Below are 22,398 nucleotides of genomic sequence, written 5' to 3'. Positions count from 1 at the left end.
GGAGGGGATATTCCCCCTGACCGAGTCTTCCAAGGAGATGCAGCATGCGCACATTCCGCGGGCTGGCCGCCGCCTTTCTGCTTGCCGTTTCGCCCTGTACCTGGGCACAGGCTGACAACGCACCGACACCGGTGCCGCTGCCCATCCCCATCGCCGCCGCGTCCGCGGCCATGCCGGCGCAAGACCTCGACGCCTTGCGCGCCGTGCATGCGCGCGAAATCAATGACCTCAGCACCTTCAAGACGGCGGGCTTGCAGAGGGAAGTCATCGATCCCTACCTCGAGAGTGGGCCAGGGCAGCAATTGCTGCGCGAACTGCGCGCCGCCGACCCGGCCGCGCCGGCCGAGACGATTTACGCGCGCGCGGTCGAGCAGCTTGCTTCCGGCAGCACCTTGCCCGACCTGCAAGCGATGTCGGCCGCGCTGGTCAAAATCGTGCCGCATGGCCAGAATGTGTCGCCGTACTCGCCGTATTTCACCACCAGTGCGCAATTGCAGCTGGCATCCAGCCGCTGCGCCACCCTGGCAGACTGTTTCGGCTTGCCCTTGAAGAGCGAGGCGCCGCTGTATGATGTGTATCAGATCATGCCCAAGGGCACCGTCAACGTGTTCGTCAGCCAGGTGGCGCCGACGCAAGAGCTGGGCGGGCTGGTGCGGCGCAAGGGTGGGGCGCAGCAGTATTTATTGCCCAACCGCAGCCTGTGGTCGGCCCCCGTGCTGATCGGCACGATCGAGAATTGAGGAGCGATGATGGATCAACAGCGTTTGCAGGCGCGTGCCGCCGAACTGGAACAATGGCTGGCCCGTCTGTCGCCCGCCGACGGGGAAGTGGCCGACCTGCGCAGCGCGCTCGAGCCGCTGCTGGCCCTGGCGGGCAGCGGGGGCTTGAGCGCACCCCTGCCATGGGGCGATATCCCCGGCGGGCGCTACTTTAACGAAGGCAGTTTGCGCTGCTACCCTGAGCTGGAGCAGGCGTTTGCGCGCTTTCGCATCGAGGCGACGGGCGGCGACTCGCCGGCTTTGCGCAAGCTGCGCGGAGAGATATGATTAATATATGGTATCAATTGTTGTTTATGGGTAATTGACTGTCGGTATTGCTTGACGACAAAATCTTATTCCCCGACCATGGTGCATCCCTCCCGATTTCCCCTTTTTTATTGGATGCACCATGTTGTCCTCCCTTAAGGCGCGGCTGATCGCCATCGCCGTTTCCATCGTCGTGCTGGCCATGCTGGCCGTCGCCATCGCCAACTTCTTTACTACCCGCTCAAGCACCCTGGCAGCGCTCGACACGCAGATGCTGCAGCTGTCGCACAGCCATGCTCAAGCCATTGCCGAATGGCTGCGTTCCAAGCAAGCCGTCGTGGGATCGCTCAAGCAGGGCGCCACGGCGGCCGATCCGCTGCCGGCCCTGAAGGCGGCCGAGCAGGCGGGCACCTTCGACATGGCGTATATCGGCTTTGCCGACAAGCACGCCGTCTTTTCGCAGGAGCGCAAGCGCGCCGCCGACTACGATCCTACCGCGCGCCCCTGGTACAAGCTGGCGTCCGAAGTGGGCGGCCCCATCATCACGGCGCCATACATCGGCGCCAGCACGGGCAAGCTGGTGGTGACGTTTGCCGAGCCGCTGGGCGGCAAGGGCAGCGTGACGGGCGTGATGGCGGCCGACGTGATGATGGATGCGGTGGTGCAGAACGTCGCTTCGATCAAGCCGACGGCGTCCAGCTATGCCTTCCTCGTCGATGGCGGCGGCAAGATCATCGCCCACCCGGATAGCAAGCTGACTCTGAAACCGCTGGCCGAACTGGACTCGGGCCTGAGCGCGCAGGCGCTGGCCGATATCGAAAAGAGCGGCGAAGGTGCCAGCATCCGTCTCGGCGGCCGCGACGGTATCTTGCACGTGAGTAAAGTGCCGGGCAGCGACTGGCTGCTGGCCACCGTGCTCGACCGCGCAGAAGCGACGCAGGCATTGACTTCCATGCTGCGCGCCTCGGCCCTGACGGCCTTGCTGGTGCTGGCCCTGGCCGCCACGGTGCTGAGCGTGCTGGTGGCGCGCGCCCTGCGCCGCCTGGGCCTGGTGCGCGATGCGATGGAAGCGATCGCCACGGGCGACGGCGACCTGACCAGCCGCCTCGACGCGGAAGGTGCGGACGAGCTGGCGCAGATCGCCAAGGCGTTTAACTTGTTCGTTGAAAAGATCGCCACCGTGCTGGTGCAGATCCGCAGCATCAGCACCCTGGTGCGCAGCGAGTCGGCCGACATTGCCGCCGGCAATGCCGACCTGTCCTCGCGCACGGAAGCGCAGGCGGGCGCGCTGGAAGAGACGGCCAGCTCGATGGATGAGCTGACGTCGACCGTCAAGCAGAATGCGGAAAACGCGCACGCGGCCAATGAGTTGGCCGTGTCCGCCTCGGAAGTGGCGGCCAAGGGTGGCCGCGTGGTGCAGCAGGTGGTCGGCACCATGGCCGGCATCCAGGAAAGCTCGCGCAAGATCGTCGACATCATCGGCGTGATCGACGGTATCGCCTTCCAGACGAACATCCTGGCGCTGAACGCGGCCGTCGAGGCGGCGCGCGCGGGCGAGCAGGGCAGGGGCTTTGCCGTGGTGGCGTCCGAAGTGCGCAACCTGGCGCAACGCTCGAGCCAGGCGGCCAAGGAAATCAAGGAACTGATCGGCGACTCGGTGGAAAAAGTCGATGCCGGCGGCCGCCTCGTCGATGAAGCGGGCCAGACCATGGACCAGGTGGTGGCCTCGGTGCAGCAATTGACGACCATCATGAGCGAGATCACGGTGGCCAGCCGCGAACAGAGCGCCGGCATCGGCGAGATCAATACGGCCGTCACGCACATGGATACCATGACGCAGCAAAACGCGGCCCTCGTCGAGCAGGCCGCTGCCGCCGCGGAAAGCCTGCAGGAGCAAGCCGTGGACCTGGCGCAAGCCGTCGGCATGTTCCGCCTGGGCGATGCCGGTCCTGCCGCGGCGCCCGCGCCAGTGACGCGCCTCAAGGCGAAGCCAGCCGCTGCTGCACCGCGCGCGCCAGCCCGCGCGCTGGCGCCAGTCAAACCCGTCAAGGCGGCCAAGTCCGGCGCCGACGAGTGGGAAGAGTTTTAAGAAGACGCTTAGCGATCTGCACGTTCATCCGCGTTTTTGTCAGGCCAGCCTGCCAAAAATGCAGTTCGTCGCAATCGGCGTGTCTGCCGGGGGCGGTATGGCTATAGTGACACCATACCGCAAGCCCACTGCCAGACACCCGAGGAGAACAACATGAACGTCGCTAAAAACATGGAAGTCATTGCCGTTGCCGCCGCCATCCTGCTTGGCGCCAGCTGCTACGCCATCGCCCCAGCCGCCCCGGCCCTGCAAGTGGCCAGTTCCACGGCCACCCTGGCCGCGCCAGCGAACAAGGCTGCCATGCAAGTGGTGGTCGTCAAGGCCAAGCGCCTGAGCGCTGCCGAAAAAGCCCGTTTCGCCTGATTGATTGTCAGCCGTTTTCGGCGCTGATACAGTGTTGGTCAATGGCAATGCGCGCAAGCCCCACGAGGGTGCCGCGACACATAAAAACAAGATACCGAGGATGCACTACATGAAAAAGATACTGCAATTGGCGCTGCTGTTCCTGGCGACATTGGGCCTGGTGCGCGGCGTGGCCGCCGAGACCCGTTTGCTGGAAATGCGCAACGTCGACGCCCGCGTGGTGCGCGTCAAGCTCGATGGCGTGATGGAAGTGCGCATTCGCCAGGGCAACGTGGCTTCGCTGAGCATCACGGCCGACAAGCGCTACATTGCCGATGTCAGCACGGCGCAAAGCGGCGACACCCTGCACATCGAAACGGAAGTGCGCGGTTTCAAGATCGGCCCGTCGTCGATCCGCGCCGACCTGGTCTTGCCTAACTTGCGCGAACTGAGCTCGGAAGGTTTTGGCAGCACCGACATCACGGGCTTCAAGGGCGAGGAACTGACCCTGTCGCTGGAAGGGGCGGGCAGCATCAAGCTGGTGGGCGATTACCGCAAGCTCAATGCCAGTCTGGGCGGCGTGGGCAGCATGCAGATATGGATAGGTAACAATGAGCGCGCGGAGCTGGACCTGCAGGGCGCGGGCTCGGTGATGCTGGGTGGACGCGGACGTATCCTGCAAGCGAGCCTGGGCGGCCTGGGCAGCCTGAATGCGCAGCAGTTCGAAGCCGATGCCGTCAACCTGGAATTGAGCGGCCTGGGCAATGCCACGGTGAATGCCCATACGAATGCCAAGCTGAACCTGAGCGGACTCGGTTCGGTGGTGGTGTACGGCAAGCCGGCCAACCGCGATGTCAGCGTCGAGGGCCTGGGCAAAGTCAGCTGGAAGTAAAAGCATCCTGCCGCAGGCCTTTGGCAGGACAAGAACAAGTAGTCAGACCACATCCCATTCCGATGAAAAAACTGATCATTACATTACTCATGCTGTTGACGATACAGCTACCCGCGCGGGCTGGCTTCGCCGAAGGTGCCAGCGCCTACAACAACAAGAATTACGCGCTGGCCTACAAGGAAATCCTGCCACTGGCCAAGACCGGCAGCGCCGATGCCCAGCATTTGCTGGGCTTGATGTATTACATGGGACGGGGCTTGCCGCAGGATTACAAGCAAGCCATGTTCTGGCACCGCAAGGCGGCCGACCAGGGCAAGGCCGACGCCCAGTATGTGGTGGGCGCGATGTATTACACGGGCAACGCCGTGCTGCAGGATCACAAGCAGGCCGTCAGCTGGTTCCGCAAGGCGGCCGAGCAGAACCACGCCGAGGCGCAGCAAGTGCTGGGTCTGATGTACCGCTACCACATGGGTGGCGTGCCGCAGGATAACGTCATCGCCTACATGCTGTGGAATTTGGCGGCCGCGAATGGCAACGCGAATGCGGCCGACCAGCGCGCCGCCGTGGTGCGCAAAATGACGCATGAGCAAGTCGAGGAAGGGCAGGCCCTGTCGGCGAAATGGAAGCCGGGCACGCCGCTGCCGCGCCAGTCGAAGACGGGCGGCGCATAGGCAGGGGCCTCGCTGCAAGGGTGGGCGGCTTGGCGTACAATCGCCGTTTTCCCTTGAAAGAGTCCCGCCATGCGTGCAGTTGCCATCAGCCAGCCAGGTCCCGCCGACGTTTTGCAGATTGCGGAACGTCCCGTGCCGCAATATAAAGCGGGCGAACTGCTGATCAAGGTGCACGCGGCCGGCATCAACCGTCCCGACGTGCTGCAGCGTCTGGGCAAGTACGCGCCGCCAGCCGGCGCATCGGACTTGCCGGGCCTGGAAGTGGCCGGTGAAGTCGTCGATGGCGACTTCACCAATACCGCATTCAAGAAGGGCGACCTCGTCTGCGCGCTGGTGCAGGGTGGCGGCTATGCCGAATACTGCGCCGCACCCGCCGGCCAGTGCCTGCCCTTGCCGCAAGGCTTGACGGCGCTGGAAGGCGCGTCCCTGCCGGAAAACTTCTTTACCGTGTGGAGCAATGTGTTCGACCGCTGCGCGCTGGCCGGCGGTGAAACGTTATTGGTGCAAGGCGGCACGTCCGGCATCGGCGTGACGGCCATTCAATTGGCGGCCGCGCTCGGCCACCGCGTGTTCGCCACGGCAGGCAGCGACGAGAAGGCGCGCGCCTGCGAGGCGCTGGGCGCCGAACGGGGCATCAATTACCGCACGGAAGATTTCGTCGCCGTCGTCAAGGAATTGACCGGAGGCAAAGGCGTCGACGTCATTCTCGACATGGTCGGCGGCGACTACCTGCCGCGCGAAATCGATTGCCTGGCCGACGATGGCCGTATCGGCCTGATCGCCGTGCAGGGCGGCACCAGGGCGGAACTGGACCTGGGTAGCTTGCTGCGCCGTCGCCTGACGGTGACGGGTTCCACCTTGCGTCCCCGTTCCGTCGCTTTCAAGGCGGCCATCGCGAACCATCTGCGCACGACCGTCTGGCCGCTGATCGAGGCGGGCAAGATCAAGCCCGTGATCTATAAAACTTTCCCCTTGGAAAAAGCCAACGAGGCGCATGCCTTGATGGAAGCGAGCACGCACGTGGGCAAGATCATGTTGCAAGTTGCTTGAAACGGGGCACTGCCTGTTTGACCGGCATCGGTGCCGGAGTTAGAATGACGGGTTATTAGAATTTAGGCTACTATGCGTCGCAAACTCGTCGTCGGAAATTGGAAAATGAACGGCAGTCGCACCTCGAACGCGGTGTTATTGTCTGAAATAGTTGCTGGCCTGGCTGCCTCTGGCGCCGCCAGCGCCGTCTGTGTGCCTGCGCCGTACCTGGCGCAGTGCCAGGCGCAATTGGCAGGCACGGCTCTCGGCTGGGGTGCGCAGGATGTGTCCGCGCATGCCAGCGGCGCCTACACGGGAGAAATCTCGACCGCCATGCTGCAGGATTTCGGTTGCGGCTATGTGGTGATCGGGCATTCCGAGCGCCGCGCCTACCATGGCGAGAGCGATGCGCAAGTGGCGGCCAAGACGGTTGCGGCGCTGGCGGCGGGCATCGCGCCTATCGTCTGCATCGGCGAAACGCTGGCGCAGCGCGAAGCGGGCCAGACCGACGCGGTCGTGGCGCAGCAGCTGGGCGCCGTGCTGGCGGCGATTTCCGCCGACGACGTGGCGAAACTGGTGCTGGCCTATGAGCCGGTATGGGCCATCGGCACGGGCAAGACGGCCACGCCGCAAATGGCGCAGGACGTGCATCAGGTGTTGCGCGGCCAGCTGGCGGCAAAGAATGCGGTAGCAGCGGCCGGCGTGCAGATCCTGTACGGCGGCAGCATGAAGCCGGAGAACGCAAAAGAATTGATGGCGATGCCGGATATCGATGGCGGTCTGATCGGTGGAGCAGCATTGAAGGCGGCGGATTTCCTGGCAATTATTCACGCCGCTGATTGAATTAATTTAAACTAAGAATGGAATTGCAATGAACATGATGTTCAATCTGGTAGTGGTAGTACAGGTTATTTCGGCATTGTCGATTATCGCGCTGGTGTTGTTGCAGCACGGTAAGGGCGCCGACATGGGCGCCGCCTTCGGTTCGGGCGCCTCGGGCAGCCTGTTCGGTGCGACGGGTTCGTCGAACTTCATGTCGAAATCGACGGGCGTTGCCGCCGCGATCTTCTTCGGCGCCACCCTGGCCCTGTCGCTGATGGCCAATCAGCGCGCCACGACGGTCGGCGGCGGGGTGATGGATAAAGTCGTCAAGCCAGTGCCGGTCACCGGCGCGGGCGCGATCCCTACGACGGTACCTGCTGCAGCTCCGGCTGCCAGCGCTCCAGCGGCGGCGGCACCGGTTGCCAGCACCCCGGCAGGCGCGATTCCAAAGTAATTTTTGTATGAGCTCGATACCTCATCGAGAGTAATTCTCATTACGGGCAGATTATTGCTCAATGTTTCAGCAGTGCTGCAGGAAAAAATCGTGACGCGCTGGAAGATGTAAAAATTTATCGTTTTTATCTGTGTTTTGATGCATTTGTGCATTAACTTTAGCGGCAAAGCAGAGTAGAATACGGGCCTTACCGCCGACGTGGTGAAATTGGTAGACACGCTATCTTGAGGGGGTAGTGGCGAAAGCTGTACGAGTTCGAGTCTCGTCGTCGGCACCAGAAATCAGAAGCCAGCAACGGCGCACGAGCCATGGCTCGTACAAAGTTGCTGGCTTTTTTTACGAGGATGTGTCGTTCGATCCTGGTCTTAGCTTTGATTGGGGTCGTGCGTTAGATACGCTGCAAATGATCGCAGCGTCCTCATTTAACCGATCGTTCAATATAAGCTCATCAATCGTGAACCTCGAAAATTACTTCCCCGTCCTGCTGTTCATTATTATCGGCCTTGGTGTCGGTATCGCTCCCCAGCTCCTGGGGCGCCTGTTAGGTCCTAACAAGCCTGACGCAGCAAAACTCTCCCCGTACGAATGTGGCTTTGAAGCATTCGAAGACGCGCGCATGAAATTTGATGTGCGCTACTATCTGGTCGCAATCCTGTTTATTTTGTTCGATCTGGAAACGGCATTCTTTTTCCCATGGGGCGTTGCAATGCGCGACCTGGGCTGGGCCGGTTTCGTCACGATGATGGTGTTCATCGCTGAATTCGTGGTCGGATTTTGGTACATTTGGAAGAAAGGTGCCCTTGACTGGGAATAAGCCATGGCTATTGAAGGCGTATTAAGCGAAGGTTTCATCACCACCTCGGCCGACAAGCTGATCAACTGGGCGCGCACCGGGTCTATGTTCCCGATGACGTTCGGTCTGGCCTGCTGTGCGGTCGAAATGATGCATGTGGGCGCAGCCCGCTACGATATGGACCGTTTCGGCGTCGTGTTTCGTCCGTCGCCGCGTCAGTCCGACGTCATGATCGTTGCCGGCACCCTGTGCAACAAGATGGCGCCGGCCCTGCGCAAGGTCTACGACCAGATGGCAGAGCCACGCTGGGTCATCTCGATGGGTTCCTGCGCCAATGGCGGCGGGTACTACCATTACTCCTATTCCGTGGTGCGCGGTTGCGACCGCATCGTGCCCGTCGACGTGTATGTGCCCGGCTGTCCTCCGACCGCTGAAGCCTTGCTGTACGGCATCATGCAGTTGCAGAACAAGATCAAGCGTACCAGCACGATCGCACGCTAACGGGGCCGCTTCAGATTATGACAACACATTTAGAAGTATTGCAAAACGCCCTCGGCACTGCCCTGGGCGATCGCGTTAGCACGACGGTTGCGCTGGGCGAAGTCACCCTGGTCGTCAAGGCCGAGGACTACCTGGCCGTGATGCAGACCTTGCGCGACGATCCGGCCCTGCATTTCGAGCAGCTGCTTGACCTGTGCGGCGTCGACTACTCGACCTATGGCGACGGTAGCTGGGATGGCCTGCGTTTCGCGGCCGTCTCGCACTTGCTGTCGGTCAAGCACAACTGGCGCGTGCGCGTGCGCGTGTTCGCGCCGGACGACGACATGCCGCTGCTGCCATCCGTGGTCGGCATCTGGCGCGCCGTCAACTGGTACGAGCGCGAAGCGTTCGACTTGCTGGGCATCCTCTTCGAAGGCCACAACGACTTGCGTCGCCTGCTGACCGACTACGGTTTCATCGGCCATCCGTTCCGCAAGGATTTCCCCGTCTCCGGCTATGTCGAGATGCGTTACGATCCGGAACAAAAGCGCGTGATTTACCAGCCCGTGACGATCGAGCCGCGGGAAAACGTGCCGCGCGTGATCCGCGAAGAACATTACGGGATGAAATAATGGCTGAGATTAAGAACTACACCCTGAACTTTGGGCCGCAGCATCCGGCCGCGCACGGTGTGCTGCGCCTGGTGCTGGAGATGGATGGCGAAGTCATCCAGCGCGCCGACCCGCATATCGGCCTGCTGCACCGCGCCACCGAAAAGCTGGCCGAACAAAAGACCTATCTGCAATCCGTGCCGTACATGGACCGTCTCGACTATGTGTCGATGATGTGCAATGAACACGCGTACGTGATGGCCATCGAAAAGATGCTGGGCCTGGAAGTGCCGCTGCGCGCGCAATACATCCGCGTCATGTTCGACGAGATGACGCGTATCCTGAATCACCTGATGTGGCTCGGTACTCACGCGCTGGACGTTGGCGCCATGGGCCCGTTCCTGTATTGCTTCCGCGACCGCGAAGACTTGTTCGACGCCTACGAGGCAGTCTCGGGCGCGCGCATGCATGCGGCCTACTACCGTCCGGGCGGCGTCTACCGCGACCTGCCGGACGCGATGCCGCAGCACAAGGCCTCGATCATCCGCAACGCCAAGGCGATCGGCAAGCTGAACGAAAACCGCCAGGGCTCGCTGCTGGACTTCATCGAAGACTTCGCGCGCCGTTTCCCGAACTCGGTGGACGAGTACGAAACCCTGCTGACCGACAACCGTATCTGGAAACAGCGCACGGTTGGCATCGGCGTGGTCTCGCCGGAAGATGCGCTGGCCATGGGCTTTACGGGCGCCATGCTGCGCGGCTCGGGCGTGCAGTGGGACTTGCGCAAGAAACAGCCGTACGAAGTGTACGACCTGATGGATTTCGACATTCCTATCGGCACCAATGGCGATTGCTACGACCGCTACCTGGTCCGCGTGGAAGAGCTGCGCCAGTCGAACCGCATCATCAAGCAATGCGTGGAGTGGCTGCGCAACAATGAAGGTCCTGTCATGACCAGCAACCGCAAGGTGGCGCCTCCGGGCCGTGTCGACATGAAGACCAACATGGAATCCTTGATTCACCACTTCAAGCTGTTTACGGAAGGTTTCCACGTGCCGCCAGGCGAGGCCTACAGCGCCGTGGAACACCCGAAGGGCGAGTTCGGCGTGTACCTGGTGTCCGATGGCGCCAACAAGCCGTACCGCATGAAACTGCGCGCGCCAGACTACGCCCACTTGCAGTCGCTCGACGAAATGGCGCGTGGGCACATGCTTGCCGACGCCGTGACCATCATCGGGACGCAAGACATCGTGTTCGGCAGTATTGACCGCTAAGAGGCAAAAAGTATGTTGTTATCAGAGCAATGCTATAAGAAAATTGACCGCGAGCTGGCCAAATATCCGGCCGACCAGCGTCAGTCGGCCGTCATGGCCGCGCTGGCCCATGCCCAGGATGAACTGGGCTGGCTGGCGCCGGAAACCATGAAGGAACTGGCCGATTACATCGGCATGCCGGCGATTGCCGTGCAGGAAGTGGCCACGTTCTACAATATGTACAACGTGAAACCCGTGGGCAAGCACAAGATCACCGTGTGCACCAACCTGCCATGCGCCCTGTCGGGCGGCGTGCGCGCTGCAGACTACCTGAAGCAGAAACTGGGTATCGATTTCCGCGAAACCACCGCAGACGGCCAGTTCACCCTGGTTGAAGGCGAGTGCATGGGTGCTTGCGGCGATGCGCCTGTCTTGCTGGTCAGTAATAAAACCATGTGCAGCTGGATGTCGAACGAGAAGATCGACGCCATGCTGGAGGAACTCAAGAAATGACGTCACTCCACAACCGCCATATCGATCCATTGATCCTGAAGGATCTGGATGGCAAGAACTGGCATTTGCAAGATTATGTGAACCGCGGCGGCTACAGCGCCCTGCGGCGTATCCTGGAAGAGAAAATCACGCCGGAACAGATCATCGCCGACCTCAAGGCTTCGTCCTTGCGCGGCCGTGGCGGCGCGGGTTTTCCTACCGGCTTGAAGTGGAGCTTCATGCCGCGCCAGTTCCCGGGTCAAAAATACCTCGTCTGCAATACAGATGAAGGCGAACCGGGCACTTTCAAGGACCGCGACATCATTCGTTACAATCCCCATGCGCTGATCGAAGGCATGGCCATTGGCGCTTATGCGATGGGCATCACCGTCGGCTACAACTATATCCACGGTGAAATCTTCCAGGAATACCTGCGTTTCGAAGAAGCGCTGGAAGAGGCGCGCGCCGCCGGTTTCCTGGGCGACAAGATCATGGGCAGCGAGTTCTCGTTCCAGTTGCATGCGCACCATGGTTATGGCGCCTACATCTGCGGCGAAGAAACGGCCCTGCTCGAATCGCTGGAAGGCAAGAAAGGCCAGCCGCGCTTCAAGCCGCCTTTCCCTGCCTCGTTTGGCCTGTACGGCAAGCCGACGACGATCAACAACACGGAAACCTTCGCGGCCGTGCCATTCGTGCTGAACATCGGTCCAGAGAAATACCTGGCGATGGGCAAGCCGAACAATGGTGGTTCGAAGATCTTCTCGATCTCGGGCGACGTGGAAAAACCGGGCAACTATGAAGTGCCGCTCGGCACCCCGTTTGCGACCCTGCTGGAACTGGCAGGCGGCATGCGCGGTGGCAAAAAGATCAAGGCCGTGATCCCTGGCGGTTCGTCCGCTCCGGTGATCCGCGGCGACATCATGATGCAGACCGACCTGGACTACGACTCGATCGCGAAAGCCGGTTCGATGCTCGGTTCGGGCGCCGTCATCGTGATGGACGAAACACGCTGCATGGTAAAGGCGCTGGAACGCCTGTCCTACTTCTACTTTGAAGAATCGTGCGGCCAGTGTACGCCTTGCCGTGAAGGCACAGGCTGGATGTACCGCATGGTGCACCGCATCGAGCAGGGGCAGGGTCGTCCAGACGACCTGGACATGCTCAACTCGATCGCCGACAACATCCAGGGCCGCACCATTTGCGCGCTGGGCGATGCGGCTGCCATGCCGGTACGGGCCTTCATTAAGAATTTCCGTGAAGAATTTGAATATCATATCGAGCACAAGCATTGCTTAGTGCCCGCATATATCTAAGCTGCGTCAGGTAACGATCACCATGGTTGAAATCGAAATAGACGGCAAAAAAGTCGAAGTCCCTGCTGGTAGCATGGTGATGGACGCCGCCAACAAATTGGGAACCTACATTCCGCACTTCTGCTATCACAAGAAATTGTCGATCGCAGCGAACTGCCGCATGTGCCTGGTCGAAGTGGAAAAGGCCCCCAAGCCTTTGCCCGCTTGTGCGACCCCGGTCAGTGCCGGCATGATCGTGCGCTCCGCCAGCGATAAAGCTGTGCAGGCGCAAAAGTCGGTCATGGAATTCTTGCTGATTAACCACCCGCTCGATTGCCCTATCTGCGATCAGGGCGGCGAATGCCAGTTGCAAGACTTGGCAGTGGGCTACGGCAAGAGCGAATCGCGCTACAAGGAAGACAAGCGCGTCGTCACGCCGAAGGAGGCCGGTCCGCTGGTGTCCATGCAGGAAATGTCGCGCTGCATCCAGTGCACCCGTTGCGTACGCTTTGGCCAGGAAGTGGCCGGCGTGATGGAGCTGGGCATGATTGGCCGTGGCGAACACTCGGAAATCGTGTCGTTCGTCGGCCAGTCGGTCGACTCCGAACTGTCGGGCAACATGATCGACCTGTGCCCGGTCGGCGCACTGACCTCGAAGCCGTTCCGCTACAGCGCCCGTACGTGGGAACTGTCGCGCCGCAAATCGGTCAGCCCGCATGACGGCCTCGGTTCGAATCTGATCGTGCAAGTGAAAGCTGGCAAGGTCAAGCGCGTATTGCCGCTGGAAAACGAAGCCGTCAACGAGTGCTGGATCTCGGACAAGGACCGTTTCTCTTACGAAGCGCTGGACAGCGCCGAACGCCTGACGACCCCGATGCTGAAACAAGGCAACGAGTGGAAAGAAGTCGATTGGCAAACCGCGCTGGAATACGTGGCGCACGGTTTGAAAAACATCAAGCACGAGCATGGCGCCGACGCCATCGCCGCGCTGGCAACGCCGCATTCGACGATAGAAGAACTGGTCCTGCTGCAGAAAGTGGCCAACGGTCTCGGTTCCGAGAACGTCGACTTCCGCCTGCGCCAGACCGACTTCGCGCTCGACGCCGGCGTCAAGCCATGGCTGGGCATGCCGATCAACGAATTTGGCCAGATCAAGCGCGCCTTCGTCATCGGCTCGTTCCTGCGCAAGGATCACCCATTGCTGGCCACGCGTTTGCGCGCGTCCGTCAAGGGCGGCGCCAAGCTGTCGATCCTGCACGCCTCCGACGATGATCAACTGATCACCATCGCCAACAAGATGATCGCCGCACCTGGCGATTGGCTGGCGGCCTTGTCGGAAGTGGTCGTCGCTGTTGCGAAAGCCAAAGAAATCGCCGCGCCAGCCGGTTTTGAAGCGGTTGCCGCTTCGGACGTGGCTGTCGCCATCGCCGCCAGCCTGATGGCCGGCGACAACGGCGCCGTGCTGCTGGGTAACGCGGCAACGCAACACCCGCAAGCGTCGCAACTGCATGCTGCCGCGCAATGGATCGCCGAACAGACGGGCGCCAAGCTTGGCTACCTGACGGAAGCGGCCAACACGGTTGGCGCGCACCTGGTTGCCAAACCGCGCGCCAATGTGCAAGCAGCCTTTGCCGTACCGAAAAAAGCCTATGTGCTGCTGCACGCCGAGCCGGAACTCGATGCCGCCAATCCACAAGCGGCCCGCGCCGCCCTGGATGGCGCCGACATGGTCGTGGCCATGTCCGCCTTCAAGCACGGCATGGATTACGCCGATGTCCTGCTGCCGATCTCGCCGTTCGCTGAAACCTCGGGTACTTTCGTGAACTGCGAAGGCCGCGCGCAAAGCTTCAACGGTACCGTCAAACCGCTGGCGGAAACCCGTCCAGCCTGGAAAGTGCTGCGCGTCCTGGGCAACATCCTGGGCCTGGCCGGTTTCGACTACGACACCTCCGAAGCGATCCGCGACGAAGCGTTCGGTGCCGGCGTGACCGATCTGTCGGCACAGCTGAACAACATCGCCAAGAACGCACCGGAAGCGGCAACGTACGCACCGGCTTCGCCAGCGCTGCAACGCATCGCCGACGTGCCGATCTACTTCGCCGACGCGCTGGTACGCCGCTCCGAACCGTTGCAACGCACGGTCGATGGCGCCGCGCCGCAAGCGCACCTGTCCGCCGAACTGGCTGGCAAGCTGGGCATCAAGGCGGGCGACAAGGTCAAAGTGGCGCAAGGCTCCGGCAGCGCCATCCTGGTGGCGGCAATTCACGCCGGCCTGCCAGCCAATGTGGTCAAGGTGTCGGCGGCGCATGCCTCGACGGCTGGCCTGGGCGGCATGTTCGGTGACATCACAGTTGAAACAGCAGAGGGGAAAATCTGATGGCTCTGCCTGAATTTGTAAACGTCATCAACAGCAGTGGCCAGGATTTGCTGGGCGGCTCGTGGCCGTTCTTCTGGACCCTGATCAAGATCCTGTGCGTGCTGCTGCCGCTGATGGGCCTGGTTGCCTACCTGACCTTGTGGGAACGCAAGCTGATCGGCTGGATCCAGATCCGCGTCGGCCCGAACCGCGTGGGTCCCTTGGGCTTGCTGCAGCCGATCGCCGATGCGCTGAAACTCCTGTTCAAAGAGATCATCATCCCGTCCAAGGCCGCCAAGGGCCTGTTCGTGATCGGTCCGATCATGACCATCATGCCGGCCCTGGCCGCCTGGTCGGTCGTGCCGTTCGGTCCGCAAGCCGTGCTGGCCAACGTCAACGCGGGCTTGCTGATGCTGCTGGCGATTACCTCGATGGAAGTCTACGGCATCATCATCGCCGGCTGGGCCTCGAACTCGAAGTACTCGTTCATGGGCGCCATGCGTGCTTCGGCGCAGATGATTTCGTATGAAATCCCGATGGGCTTCGTGATGGTCATCGTGCTGATGGTCTCGGGCAGCCTGAACTTCATCGACATCGTTGGCGGCCAGCAAATCGGCTACTTCGCCGACAAGGGCGTGAACTTCCTGTCGTGGAACTGGCTGCCGCTGCTGCCGATGTTCGTCATCTACATGGTGTCGGGCCTTGCTGAAGCCAACCGTCACCCGTTCGACGTCGTCGAAGGCGAGTCGGAAATCGTTGCCGGCCACATGGTCGAGTACTCGGGCATGGCCTACGCCATGTTCATGCTGGCCGAATACGCCAACATGATCCTGATCGGCGCGCTGACTTCGCTCATGTTCCTCGGTGGCTGGTCCGCACCATTTGCCTTCCTCGAGTTCTGGGGTGGTTTCGGCGGCTTCTTCTGGCTGTTCGCCAAGACCTTCTTCATCGTGTCGGTGTTCATCTGGGTGCGCGGTACTTTCCCACGCTACCGTTATGACCAGATCATGCGCCTCGGCTGGAAAGTGTTTATCCCGTTGACGCTGGTCTACCTGGTCTTCGTCGCTGCCTGGATGCAGACATCCTGGAATATTTGGAAGTAAGAGAGTGCATACGAATGGATAAGGTAAAAGATTTCTTCAGCAGCCTCTTGTTAGGCGAGCTGATCAAGGGCATGGCGTTGACAGGCAAGTACATGTTTTCGCGCAAGATCACGGTGCAATTCCCGGAAGAGAAGACACCGATCTCGCCGCGTTTCCGTGGCTTGCACGCGCTGCGCCGCTACCCGAACGGCGAGGAACGTTGCATCGCCTGCAAACTGTGCGAAGCGGTTTGCCCGGCGATGGCCATCACGATCGAATCGGAACAGCGTGACGACGGCTCGCGCCGCACCACGCGTTACGATATTGACTTGACCAAGTGCATCTTCTGCGGTTTCTGCGAAGAGTCCTGCCCGGTCGATTCGATCGTCGAGACGCAAATCCTGGAATACCACGGCGAGAAACGCGGGGATTTGTATTACACGAAAGAGATGTTGCTGGCCGTGGGTGATCGTTATGAAAATGACATCGCCGCTGCGCGCGCCGCCGACGCACCTTATCGCTGATGGATGCGCCGTAGCCCCTGGCTGCGGCGCGCCCCTCGTTCATCTGTACGTCTATTGGGTTTTTTATGGACTTTAAAACAATTTTGTTTTACGCCTTCGCGCTGATCTTGATTCTGGCAGCGACGCGCGTCATCACGGCCCGTAATCCGGTCCACGCAGTACTGTTCCTGGTACTGTCCTTCTTTTCCGCAGCGGGCATCTGGATGCTGTTGCAAGCTGAATTCCTGGCCATCGTGCTGGTATTGGTGTACGTCGGCGCCGTGATGGTGCTGTTCCTCTTCGTGGTCATGATGCTCGATATCAATATCGACCGCATGCGCGAAGGTTTCTGGGGCTACCTGCCTTTGTCGGTGACGGTGGGTGTGATCATCGTGCTGGAAATGGCTGCTGTCCTGTGGCACGGTTTCCGCAACTTTGCGCCTAGTATCGCGCCGGTCAACGTCAACCTGGGCGGCACCAAGGAACTGGGCCTGCTGATCTACACGGAATATGTGTTCGCCTTCGAGATCGCCGCCGTCGTGCTGCTGGTGGCCATCGTTGCCGCTGTCGCGCTGACCCTGCGCAAACGCAAGGACACCAAGCACTTTGCTCCAGGCGATGCCGTGCGCGTCAAGCGCAACGACCGCCTGAAGATCATCAAGATGGACGCGGTTGTCGAGCGTCCTGCGGCTGAGCCGGAAGTTAAGGAGGCACCATGACATTATCGCTCACACATTTTCTGGTCCTGGGCGCGATCCTGTTCGCAATCTCGATCGTCGGTATTTTCCTGAACCGCAAGAACATCATCGTATTGCTGATGGCAATCGAATTGATGCTGCTGGCGGTGAATATGAATTTCATCGCGTTCTCCCATTTCATGGGCGACGCGGCCGGTCAGATCTTCGTTTTCTTCATCCTGACGGTTGCCGCCGCTGAGTCGGCTATCGGTCTGGCTATTCTGGTGGTGATGTTCCGTAATCTGGATACCATCAACGTCGAAGACCTGGACAGCCTCAAAGGCTGATGTTTTTCAGACTCGATCTCTCGAATAATAACGATTAAGGTTCATCATGGCGGGGCAACTCCTCAACCCTAACCTCCTTCTTGCCGTACCGCTGGCGCCGCTGGCCGGTGCCGCGATTGCAGGCTTGCTTGGCACCCAGTTCCTGGGTAATTTGGTCGGACGCAAGACGTCGCATACCGCGACGATCCTGGGCGTACTGATTGCGTTCATCCTGTCCGTGCAGACACTGCTGGCAGTGATGGATGGCGCGACATTCAATGGCACGATCTATAACTGGATGACGATCGGCACCCTGAAGATGGAAGTGGGCTTCCAGATCGATTCGCTGTCGGCGATGATGATGTGCGTGGTCACCTTCGTCTCGCTGATGGTGCACATCTACACGATCGGCTACATGAAGGACGACGAAGGCTACAACCGCTTCTTCGCCTACATCTCGCTGTTCACGTTCTCGATGCTGATGCTGGTCATGGCCAACAACTTCCTGCAACTGTTCTTCGGTTGGGAAGCCGTGGGCCTGGTTTCCTACCTGCTGATCGGTTTCTGGTACCAGCGTCCGACGGCCATCGTGGCCAACATGAAGGCTTTCCTTGTCAACCGCGTGGGCGACTTCGGCTTCATCCTCGGTATCGGCCTGCTGCTGGCCTACGCCGGCACCATGAACTACCAGGAAGTGTTCGCCAAGAAAGACGAACTGGCGCTGTTGAGCCTTCCAGGTACCGACTGGGCCCTGCTGACCGTTGCCTGCATCTGCCTGTTCATCGGCGCGATGGGCAAATCGGCGCAGTTCCCGCTGCACGTGTGGCTGCCTGATTCGATGGAAGGTCCTACCCCGATCTCGGCACTGATCCACGCCGCGACGATGGTGACGGCCGGTATCTTCATGGTTTCGCGCATGTCGCCGCTGTTCGAACTGTCCGACACGGCACTGTCCTTCATCCTCGTGATCGGCTCCATCACGGCGCTGTTCATGGGCTTCCTGGGCATCATCCAGAACGACATCAAGCGCGTCGTCGCTTACTCGACCCTGTCGCAGCTCGGTTACATGACCGTGGCGCTCGGTTCGTCCGCGTACTCGGTAGCCGTGTTCCACCTGATGACGCACGCATTCTTCAAGGCACTGCTGTTCCTGGGCGCCGGTTCCGTCATCATCGGCATGCACCACGATCAGGATATCCGCAACATGGGCGGCCTGCGCAAGTACATGCCGATCACGTGGATCACTTCCCTGATCGGTTCGCTGGCCCTGATCGGCACGCCGCTGTTCTCCGGTTTCTACTCGAAAGACAGCATCATCGAAGCCGTCGAAGCGACGCACATCTGGGGCGCTGGCTTTGCCCAGTTCGCCGTGCTGGCTGGCGTGTTCGTCACCGCTTTCTACTCGTTCCGCATGTACTTCCTCGTCTTCCATGGCAAGGAACGTTTCGGCCAGGCGCATGCGCACGGTCACGACGACCATCACGCGCCTGCGGCCAAGCACGATGCCCACGCGCAAGACGACCATCACGAAGAGGAAGAGGACGACCACGGCCACCATGGTCTGGAACCTGGCCAGAAGCCGCACGAGTCCCCGTTCGTCGTCTGGTTCCCGCTGGTGATGCTGGCGATCCCGTCGCTGATCATCGGTTACCTGACGATCGGCCCGATGCTGCATGGCGATTTCTTCAAGGGCGTGATCTTCGTCGGCGAAAACCATCCGGCAATGGAAGAGTTGTCGCATGAATTCCACGGCGCAATGGCGATGGCGATCCACGGCCTGTCGACGGCACCGTTCTGGCTGGCATTGTCCGGCGTGGTGGCAGCCTACTACTGCTACATGGTCAACCCGCGTGTGCCGGCCTGGTTCTTTGCCAAGTTCCACGCGATCCACACCCTGCTGGACAACAAGTACTACATGGACAAGTTCAATGAAGTCGTGTTCGCCGGCGGTGCCCGCTTGCTGGGTAATGGCCTGTGGAACTTCGGTGACAAGAAGCTGATCGATGGCCTGCTGGTCAACGGTAGCGCCAAGGTCGTCGCCTGGCTGTCCTCGCTGTCGCGAGTGCTGCAGACCGGCTACATCTATCACTATGCATTCGTGATGATCCTGGGCGTGCTGGGCTTCCTGATCTATTTCCTGCCATTCTGGCCCGCTAAGTAAGCTGACCTGATAAAAGAATACTGAGAACCATGATGCAGTCTACGATTTCTACATTACCTCCTTACCTGAGTCTGTCGATCTGGGTGCCGATCATTTGCGGCGTCCTGATCCTGGCTCTCGGCCGTGACAGCAAAGCGGGCTTTACCCGCTGGCTGTCGCTGGCTGGCGCCGTGCTCAGCATGCTGTGCACCTTGCCGCTGATCCAGCATTTCGACAACGCCGCACACGGCATGCAATTCGTCGAAAAAGCACCGTGGATAGCAACCTTCAATATCTGGTACTCGCTGGGTATCGACGGCCTGTCCCTGTGGTTCGTGCCACTGACCGCGTTCATCACGGTCATCGTCGTCATTTCGGCCTGGCAAGTGATCGAGAAGCGCATCGCCCAGTACATGGGCTCGTTCCTGATCCTGTCGGGCCTGATGATCGGCGTGTTCTGCGCGCTGGACGGCTTGCTGTTCTACTTCTTCTTTGAAGCAACCCTGATCCCGATGTTCATCATCATCGGTATCTGGGGCGGTTCGAATCGCGTGTACGCGTCGTTCAAGTTCTTCCTTTACACCTTCTTCGGTTCGCTGCTGACCCTGGTTGCCATCATCTACCTGCGCAATGTGTCGGGCACCTTCGACATCCTGGCCTGGCATGCGTTCAAGCTGACGATGAACGAACAGATCTTCATCTTCCTGGCCTTCCTGATGGCGTTTGCCGTCAAGGTGCCGATGTTCCCCGTCCACACGTGGTTGCCGGACGTCCACGTGGAAGCGCCTACGGGCGGTTCCGCCGTGCTGGCCGCCATCATGCTGAAACTGGGCGCCTACGGTTTCCTCCGCTTTTCGCTGCCGATCACGCCGGACGCCAGCCACTACCTGTCGGGTTTCATGATCGCCTTGTCGCTGATCGCCGTCATCTACATCGGTCTGGTTGCCCTGGTGCAAACCGACATGAAAAAACTGGTCGCCTATTCGTCGATCGCGCACATGGGTTTTGTGACCCTGGGCTTCTTCATGTTCAACGACATCTCGGTGCAGGGCGGTATCGTGCAGATGGTCTCGCACGGCTTCATCTCCGGCGCGATGTTCCTGTGCATCGGCGTGCTGTATGACCGCATGCATACCCGCAACATCGCCGACTACGGTGGCGTCGTGAACCGCATGCCGAAATTTGCCGCCTTCTTCGTGCTGTTCTCGATGGCCAACTGCGGCTTGCCAGCGACATCCGGCTTCGTCGGCGAGTTCATGGTGATCCTGGGCGCGGTGAAATTCAACTTCTGGATTGGTCTGCTGGCTGCAACGGCACTGATCTGGGGCGCGGCGTACTCGCTGTGGATGGCCAAGCGCGTGGTGTTCGGCAAGATCAAGAACAAGCATGTGGCCGAACTGACCGACATCAACAAACGTGAATTCTTCATGCTTGCTGTACTGGCCATCGCCGTGCTCGTGATGGGTCTGTATCCAGCCCCGTTCACCGACACGATGCAAACTTCGGTTGCTGACCTGCTGCAGCATGTCGCCACCAGCAAGTTGCCTTAAATAGAAGACCGATAACATGACTAATGCACCTAATCTGGTACCGCTGTACGCGGAAATCTTTCTGCTGATCGCCACGTCGGCGCTCTTGCTGATCGATATGTTCTTGCCTGCGGCGAAGCGTTCGATCACCTATGCGCTGTCCTTGCTGACCTTGGCAGGCTGCGCCTTGCTGACCGTGGGCGACTTCAACGCGGGCACCACCGTCTACACGTTCCACAACATGTTCGTGTCGGACCCGATGTCGCAGCTGCTGAAACTGTTCTCGTACGGCGCCGTGGCGCTGACCCTGATCTACTCGCGTGCCTATGCCACCGACCGCAACATGCTGTCGGGCAACCTGGGCGGCGAGTTCTACGTGCTGGCCCTGTTTGCACTGCTGGGCCAGATGATCATGATCTCGGCCAACAACTTCCTGATCATCTACCTGGGTCTGGAACTGATGTCGCTGTCGCTGTACGCGCTGATCGCTTTGCGCCGTGACAATGCCAAGGCCACGGAAGCGGCCATGAAATACTTCATCCTGGGCGCACTGGCTTCCGGTTTCATGTTGTACGGTATCTCGATGCTGTACGGCGCCTCCGGCACCCTGGACCTGGGCGAACTGCGCGTGGCGCTGGAAAACGGCAAGACCAACGGCACCATCATGGTCTTCGGCCTGGTCTTCCTCGTTGCCGGCCTGGCCTTCAAACTGGGCGTCGTGCCATTCCACATGTGGGTGCCTGACGTGTATCAAGGTTCGCCAACGGCCGTGACCCTGCTGCTGGGCGGCGCGCCGAAACTGGCCGCGTTTGCCATCACCCTGCGCTTGCTGGGCGAGGGCTTGCTGCCGATGGCGCATGACTGGCAGCAAATGCTGCTGGTGCTGGCCGTGATGTCGCTGGCCATCGGTAACTTCACCGCCATCGCGCAAACGAATCTGAAGCGTATGCTGGCGTACTCGACCATCGCGCAAATGGGCTTCGTCCTGCTGGGTCTGCTGTCCGGTACCGTTGACGCTCCAGGCAACACCCTGAACGCGGCTGGTGCAGCCACTGCCTACGGCGCTTCGATGTACTACGTCATCACTTACGTGTTCACCACCCTGGGTACCTTTGGCGTGATCATGTTGCTGGCACGTAATGGTTTCGAAGCGGAAGAACTGGCCGACTTCAAGGGCCTGGGCAAACGCAGCCCGATCTTCGCGCTGGTGATGACCCTGTTCATGTTCTCGCTGGCCGGCGTGCCGCCGCTGATGGGCTTCATGGCCAAGTACTCGGTGCTCGCTTCCGTGCTGGCCACGGGCCAGCTGTGGCTGACGATTGCCGCAGTGCTGTTCTCGCTGATCGGCGCCTTCTACTACCTGCGCGTCGTGAAAATGATGTGGTTCGACGAGCCGACCGATACCAACGCGCTGGTCGTGCATGGCGACATGCGCGTCGTGCTGGCTCTGAACGGCGTGTTCGTCCTGGCGCTGGGCGTCATGCCTAACAGCATCCTGGCGGCCTGTGCTTCGGCCATCACCAAGACCTTGGCGTCCTGA

23 protein-coding genes and 1 tRNA gene are annotated in these 22,398 nt (G+C 60.4%); all 24 read left to right on the top strand.

Features of this window, described 5'->3' with window-relative positions; genetic code table 11:
* Positions 1–44: 44 nt before the first annotated feature.
* The 24 genes from MRBLMS1_RS05645 (at position 45) to nuoN (ending at position 22,398) form a co-directional block, all read left to right on the top strand.
* Complete coding sequence (locus MRBLMS1_RS05645; protein WP_485878285.1) at positions 45–740, top strand: hypothetical protein; 696 nt, start codon at positions 45–47, stop codon at positions 738–740.
* A gap of 9 nt (positions 741–749) precedes the next feature.
* Entirely contained in the window at positions 750–1,046 is a 297-nt protein-coding gene (locus MRBLMS1_RS05640) for a hypothetical protein (RefSeq protein WP_485878283.1), read from the top strand.
* Between the two features lie 121 nt (positions 1,047–1,167).
* Entirely contained in the window at positions 1,168–3,114 is a 1,947-nt protein-coding gene (locus tag MRBLMS1_RS05635; protein WP_485878281.1) for a methyl-accepting chemotaxis protein, read from the top strand.
* A gap of 153 nt (positions 3,115–3,267) precedes the next feature.
* Positions 3,268–3,477 (top strand): hypothetical protein, encoded by a 210-nt coding sequence (locus tag MRBLMS1_RS05630; RefSeq protein ID WP_128142474.1) that lies wholly within the window; start codon positions 3,268–3,270, stop codon positions 3,475–3,477.
* Positions 3,478–3,586: 109 nt separating this feature from the next.
* Complete coding sequence (locus MRBLMS1_RS05625; protein WP_128142475.1) at positions 3,587–4,348, top strand: GIN domain-containing protein; 762 nt, start codon at positions 3,587–3,589, stop codon at positions 4,346–4,348.
* 62 nt (positions 4,349–4,410) lie between these two features.
* The gene (locus MRBLMS1_RS05620; protein ID WP_128142476.1) at positions 4,411–5,019 is read left to right on the top strand and encodes a tetratricopeptide repeat protein; all 609 of its coding nucleotides are present in this window, start codon (positions 4,411–4,413) and stop codon (positions 5,017–5,019) included.
* A gap of 69 nt (positions 5,020–5,088) precedes the next feature.
* Positions 5,089–6,069 carry an NAD(P)H-quinone oxidoreductase gene (locus MRBLMS1_RS05615; RefSeq protein WP_485878279.1) on the top strand — a complete coding sequence of 327 codons (981 nt, stop codon included), beginning with the start codon at positions 5,089–5,091 and terminating at the stop codon, positions 6,067–6,069.
* Positions 6,070–6,141: 72 nt separating this feature from the next.
* The gene (tpiA, locus tag MRBLMS1_RS05610) at positions 6,142–6,891 is read left to right on the top strand and encodes a triose-phosphate isomerase (protein WP_485878278.1); all 750 of its coding nucleotides are present in this window, start codon (positions 6,142–6,144) and stop codon (positions 6,889–6,891) included.
* A gap of 28 nt (positions 6,892–6,919) precedes the next feature.
* Positions 6,920–7,324, top strand: coding sequence for a preprotein translocase subunit SecG (secG, locus tag MRBLMS1_RS05605; protein WP_034749996.1), 405 nt, complete (start codon positions 6,920–6,922; stop codon positions 7,322–7,324).
* A gap of 192 nt (positions 7,325–7,516) precedes the next feature.
* Positions 7,517–7,601, top strand: a tRNA-Leu gene (locus MRBLMS1_RS05600).
* A gap of 177 nt (positions 7,602–7,778) precedes the next feature.
* Positions 7,779–8,138 carry an NADH-quinone oxidoreductase subunit A gene (locus MRBLMS1_RS05595; protein WP_010399734.1) on the top strand — a complete coding sequence of 120 codons (360 nt, stop codon included), beginning with the start codon at positions 7,779–7,781 and terminating at the stop codon, positions 8,136–8,138.
* Positions 8,139–8,141: 3 nt separating this feature from the next.
* Positions 8,142–8,618, top strand: coding sequence for a NuoB/complex I 20 kDa subunit family protein (locus MRBLMS1_RS05590; RefSeq protein ID WP_010399733.1), 477 nt, complete (start codon positions 8,142–8,144; stop codon positions 8,616–8,618).
* A 17-nt stretch (positions 8,619–8,635) separates the two neighbouring features.
* Positions 8,636–9,229, top strand: coding sequence for an NADH-quinone oxidoreductase subunit C (locus MRBLMS1_RS05585; RefSeq protein WP_072452729.1), 594 nt, complete (start codon positions 8,636–8,638; stop codon positions 9,227–9,229).
* Entirely contained in the window at positions 9,229–10,482 is a 1,254-nt protein-coding gene (locus tag MRBLMS1_RS05580; protein ID WP_034749992.1) for an NADH-quinone oxidoreductase subunit D, read from the top strand. The genes MRBLMS1_RS05585 and MRBLMS1_RS05580 overlap by 1 nt, the downstream gene beginning before the upstream one ends.
* Before the next feature lie 12 nt (positions 10,483–10,494).
* Positions 10,495–10,974, top strand: a complete 480-nt coding sequence (gene nuoE / locus MRBLMS1_RS05575; RefSeq protein WP_034749989.1) for an NADH-quinone oxidoreductase subunit NuoE — start codon at positions 10,495–10,497, stop codon at positions 10,972–10,974.
* Entirely contained in the window at positions 10,971–12,266 is a 1,296-nt protein-coding gene (gene nuoF / locus MRBLMS1_RS05570; protein ID WP_010399729.1) for an NADH-quinone oxidoreductase subunit NuoF, read from the top strand. The genes nuoE and nuoF overlap by 4 nt, the downstream gene beginning before the upstream one ends.
* A gap of 22 nt (positions 12,267–12,288) precedes the next feature.
* Positions 12,289–14,622, top strand: a complete 2,334-nt coding sequence (nuoG, locus tag MRBLMS1_RS05565; RefSeq protein WP_485878274.1) for an NADH-quinone oxidoreductase subunit NuoG — start codon at positions 12,289–12,291, stop codon at positions 14,620–14,622.
* The gene (gene nuoH / locus MRBLMS1_RS05560; protein WP_034749983.1) at positions 14,622–15,704 is read left to right on the top strand and encodes an NADH-quinone oxidoreductase subunit NuoH; all 1,083 of its coding nucleotides are present in this window, start codon (positions 14,622–14,624) and stop codon (positions 15,702–15,704) included. Before nuoG ends, nuoH begins: the two co-directional genes overlap by 1 nt.
* Positions 15,705–15,718: 14 nt before the next feature.
* Positions 15,719–16,207: an NADH-quinone oxidoreductase subunit NuoI gene (gene nuoI, locus MRBLMS1_RS05555; RefSeq protein ID WP_010399726.1), complete on the top strand. Its 489-nt coding sequence runs from the start codon at positions 15,719–15,721 to the stop codon at positions 16,205–16,207.
* A 65-nt stretch (positions 16,208–16,272) separates the two neighbouring features.
* Positions 16,273–16,905 (top strand): NADH-quinone oxidoreductase subunit J, encoded by a 633-nt coding sequence (locus MRBLMS1_RS05550; protein WP_034749981.1) that lies wholly within the window; start codon positions 16,273–16,275, stop codon positions 16,903–16,905.
* Positions 16,902–17,210: an NADH-quinone oxidoreductase subunit NuoK gene (gene nuoK, locus MRBLMS1_RS05545; protein ID WP_010399724.1), complete on the top strand. Its 309-nt coding sequence runs from the start codon at positions 16,902–16,904 to the stop codon at positions 17,208–17,210. The genes MRBLMS1_RS05550 and nuoK overlap by 4 nt, the downstream gene beginning before the upstream one ends.
* A gap of 46 nt (positions 17,211–17,256) precedes the next feature.
* On the top strand, positions 17,257–19,350 hold the full coding sequence (gene nuoL / locus MRBLMS1_RS05540; RefSeq protein WP_485878271.1) for an NADH-quinone oxidoreductase subunit L: 2,094 nt from the start codon (positions 17,257–17,259) through the stop codon (positions 19,348–19,350).
* Between the two features lie 29 nt (positions 19,351–19,379).
* Positions 19,380–20,879, top strand: a complete 1,500-nt coding sequence (locus tag MRBLMS1_RS05535) for an NADH-quinone oxidoreductase subunit M (RefSeq protein WP_128142481.1) — start codon at positions 19,380–19,382, stop codon at positions 20,877–20,879.
* Positions 20,880–20,895: 16 nt separating this feature from the next.
* Entirely contained in the window at positions 20,896–22,398 is a 1,503-nt protein-coding gene (gene nuoN, locus MRBLMS1_RS05530; protein ID WP_128142482.1) for an NADH-quinone oxidoreductase subunit NuoN, read from the top strand.

Source organism: Massilia sp. LMS1-1-1.1, from assembly GCF_040815535.1.
GTDB classification, from domain to species: Bacteria; Pseudomonadota; Gammaproteobacteria; order Burkholderiales; family Burkholderiaceae_D; genus Janthinobacterium; species Janthinobacterium aestuarii.
This window is presented reverse-complemented; position numbering and strand designations above follow the sequence as displayed.

Bases quoted from the DNA above. Each gene is read 5' to 3' on its own strand.
- nuoH (WP_034749983.1), top strand. From the start codon at position 14,622: ATGGCTCTGCCTGAATTTGTAAACGTCATCAACAGCAGTGGCCAGGAT.
- MRBLMS1_RS05580 (WP_034749992.1), top strand. From the start codon at position 9,229: ATGGCTGAGATTAAGAACTACACCCTGAACTTTGGGCCGCAGCATCCG.
- MRBLMS1_RS05585 (WP_072452729.1), top strand. From the start codon at position 8,636: ATGACAACACATTTAGAAGTATTGCAAAACGCCCTCGGCACTGCCCTG.
- MRBLMS1_RS05630 (WP_128142474.1), top strand. From the start codon at position 3,268: ATGAACGTCGCTAAAAACATGGAAGTCATTGCCGTTGCCGCCGCCATC.
- MRBLMS1_RS05635 (WP_485878281.1), top strand. From the start codon at position 1,168: ATGTTGTCCTCCCTTAAGGCGCGGCTGATCGCCATCGCCGTTTCCATC.
- tpiA (WP_485878278.1), top strand. From the start codon at position 6,142: ATGCGTCGCAAACTCGTCGTCGGAAATTGGAAAATGAACGGCAGTCGC.
- MRBLMS1_RS05590 (WP_010399733.1), top strand. From the start codon at position 8,142: ATGGCTATTGAAGGCGTATTAAGCGAAGGTTTCATCACCACCTCGGCC.
- nuoI (WP_010399726.1), top strand. From the start codon at position 15,719: ATGGATAAGGTAAAAGATTTCTTCAGCAGCCTCTTGTTAGGCGAGCTG.
- MRBLMS1_RS05620 (WP_128142476.1), top strand. From the start codon at position 4,411: ATGAAAAAACTGATCATTACATTACTCATGCTGTTGACGATACAGCTA.
- nuoK (WP_010399724.1), top strand. From the start codon at position 16,902: ATGACATTATCGCTCACACATTTTCTGGTCCTGGGCGCGATCCTGTTC.
- MRBLMS1_RS05535 (WP_128142481.1), top strand. From the start codon at position 19,380: ATGATGCAGTCTACGATTTCTACATTACCTCCTTACCTGAGTCTGTCG.
- nuoF (WP_010399729.1), top strand. From the start codon at position 10,971: ATGACGTCACTCCACAACCGCCATATCGATCCATTGATCCTGAAGGAT.
- MRBLMS1_RS05645 (WP_485878285.1), top strand. From the start codon at position 45: ATGCGCACATTCCGCGGGCTGGCCGCCGCCTTTCTGCTTGCCGTTTCG.
- nuoG (WP_485878274.1), top strand. From the start codon at position 12,289: ATGGTTGAAATCGAAATAGACGGCAAAAAAGTCGAAGTCCCTGCTGGT.
- MRBLMS1_RS05615 (WP_485878279.1), top strand. From the start codon at position 5,089: ATGCGTGCAGTTGCCATCAGCCAGCCAGGTCCCGCCGACGTTTTGCAG.
- MRBLMS1_RS05550 (WP_034749981.1), top strand. From the start codon at position 16,273: ATGGACTTTAAAACAATTTTGTTTTACGCCTTCGCGCTGATCTTGATT.
- MRBLMS1_RS05640 (WP_485878283.1), top strand. From the start codon at position 750: ATGGATCAACAGCGTTTGCAGGCGCGTGCCGCCGAACTGGAACAATGG.
- nuoN (WP_128142482.1), top strand. From the start codon at position 20,896: ATGACTAATGCACCTAATCTGGTACCGCTGTACGCGGAAATCTTTCTG.
- nuoL (WP_485878271.1), top strand. From the start codon at position 17,257: ATGGCGGGGCAACTCCTCAACCCTAACCTCCTTCTTGCCGTACCGCTG.
- nuoE (WP_034749989.1), top strand. From the start codon at position 10,495: ATGTTGTTATCAGAGCAATGCTATAAGAAAATTGACCGCGAGCTGGCC.
- secG (WP_034749996.1), top strand. From the start codon at position 6,920: ATGAACATGATGTTCAATCTGGTAGTGGTAGTACAGGTTATTTCGGCA.
- MRBLMS1_RS05625 (WP_128142475.1), top strand. From the start codon at position 3,587: ATGAAAAAGATACTGCAATTGGCGCTGCTGTTCCTGGCGACATTGGGC.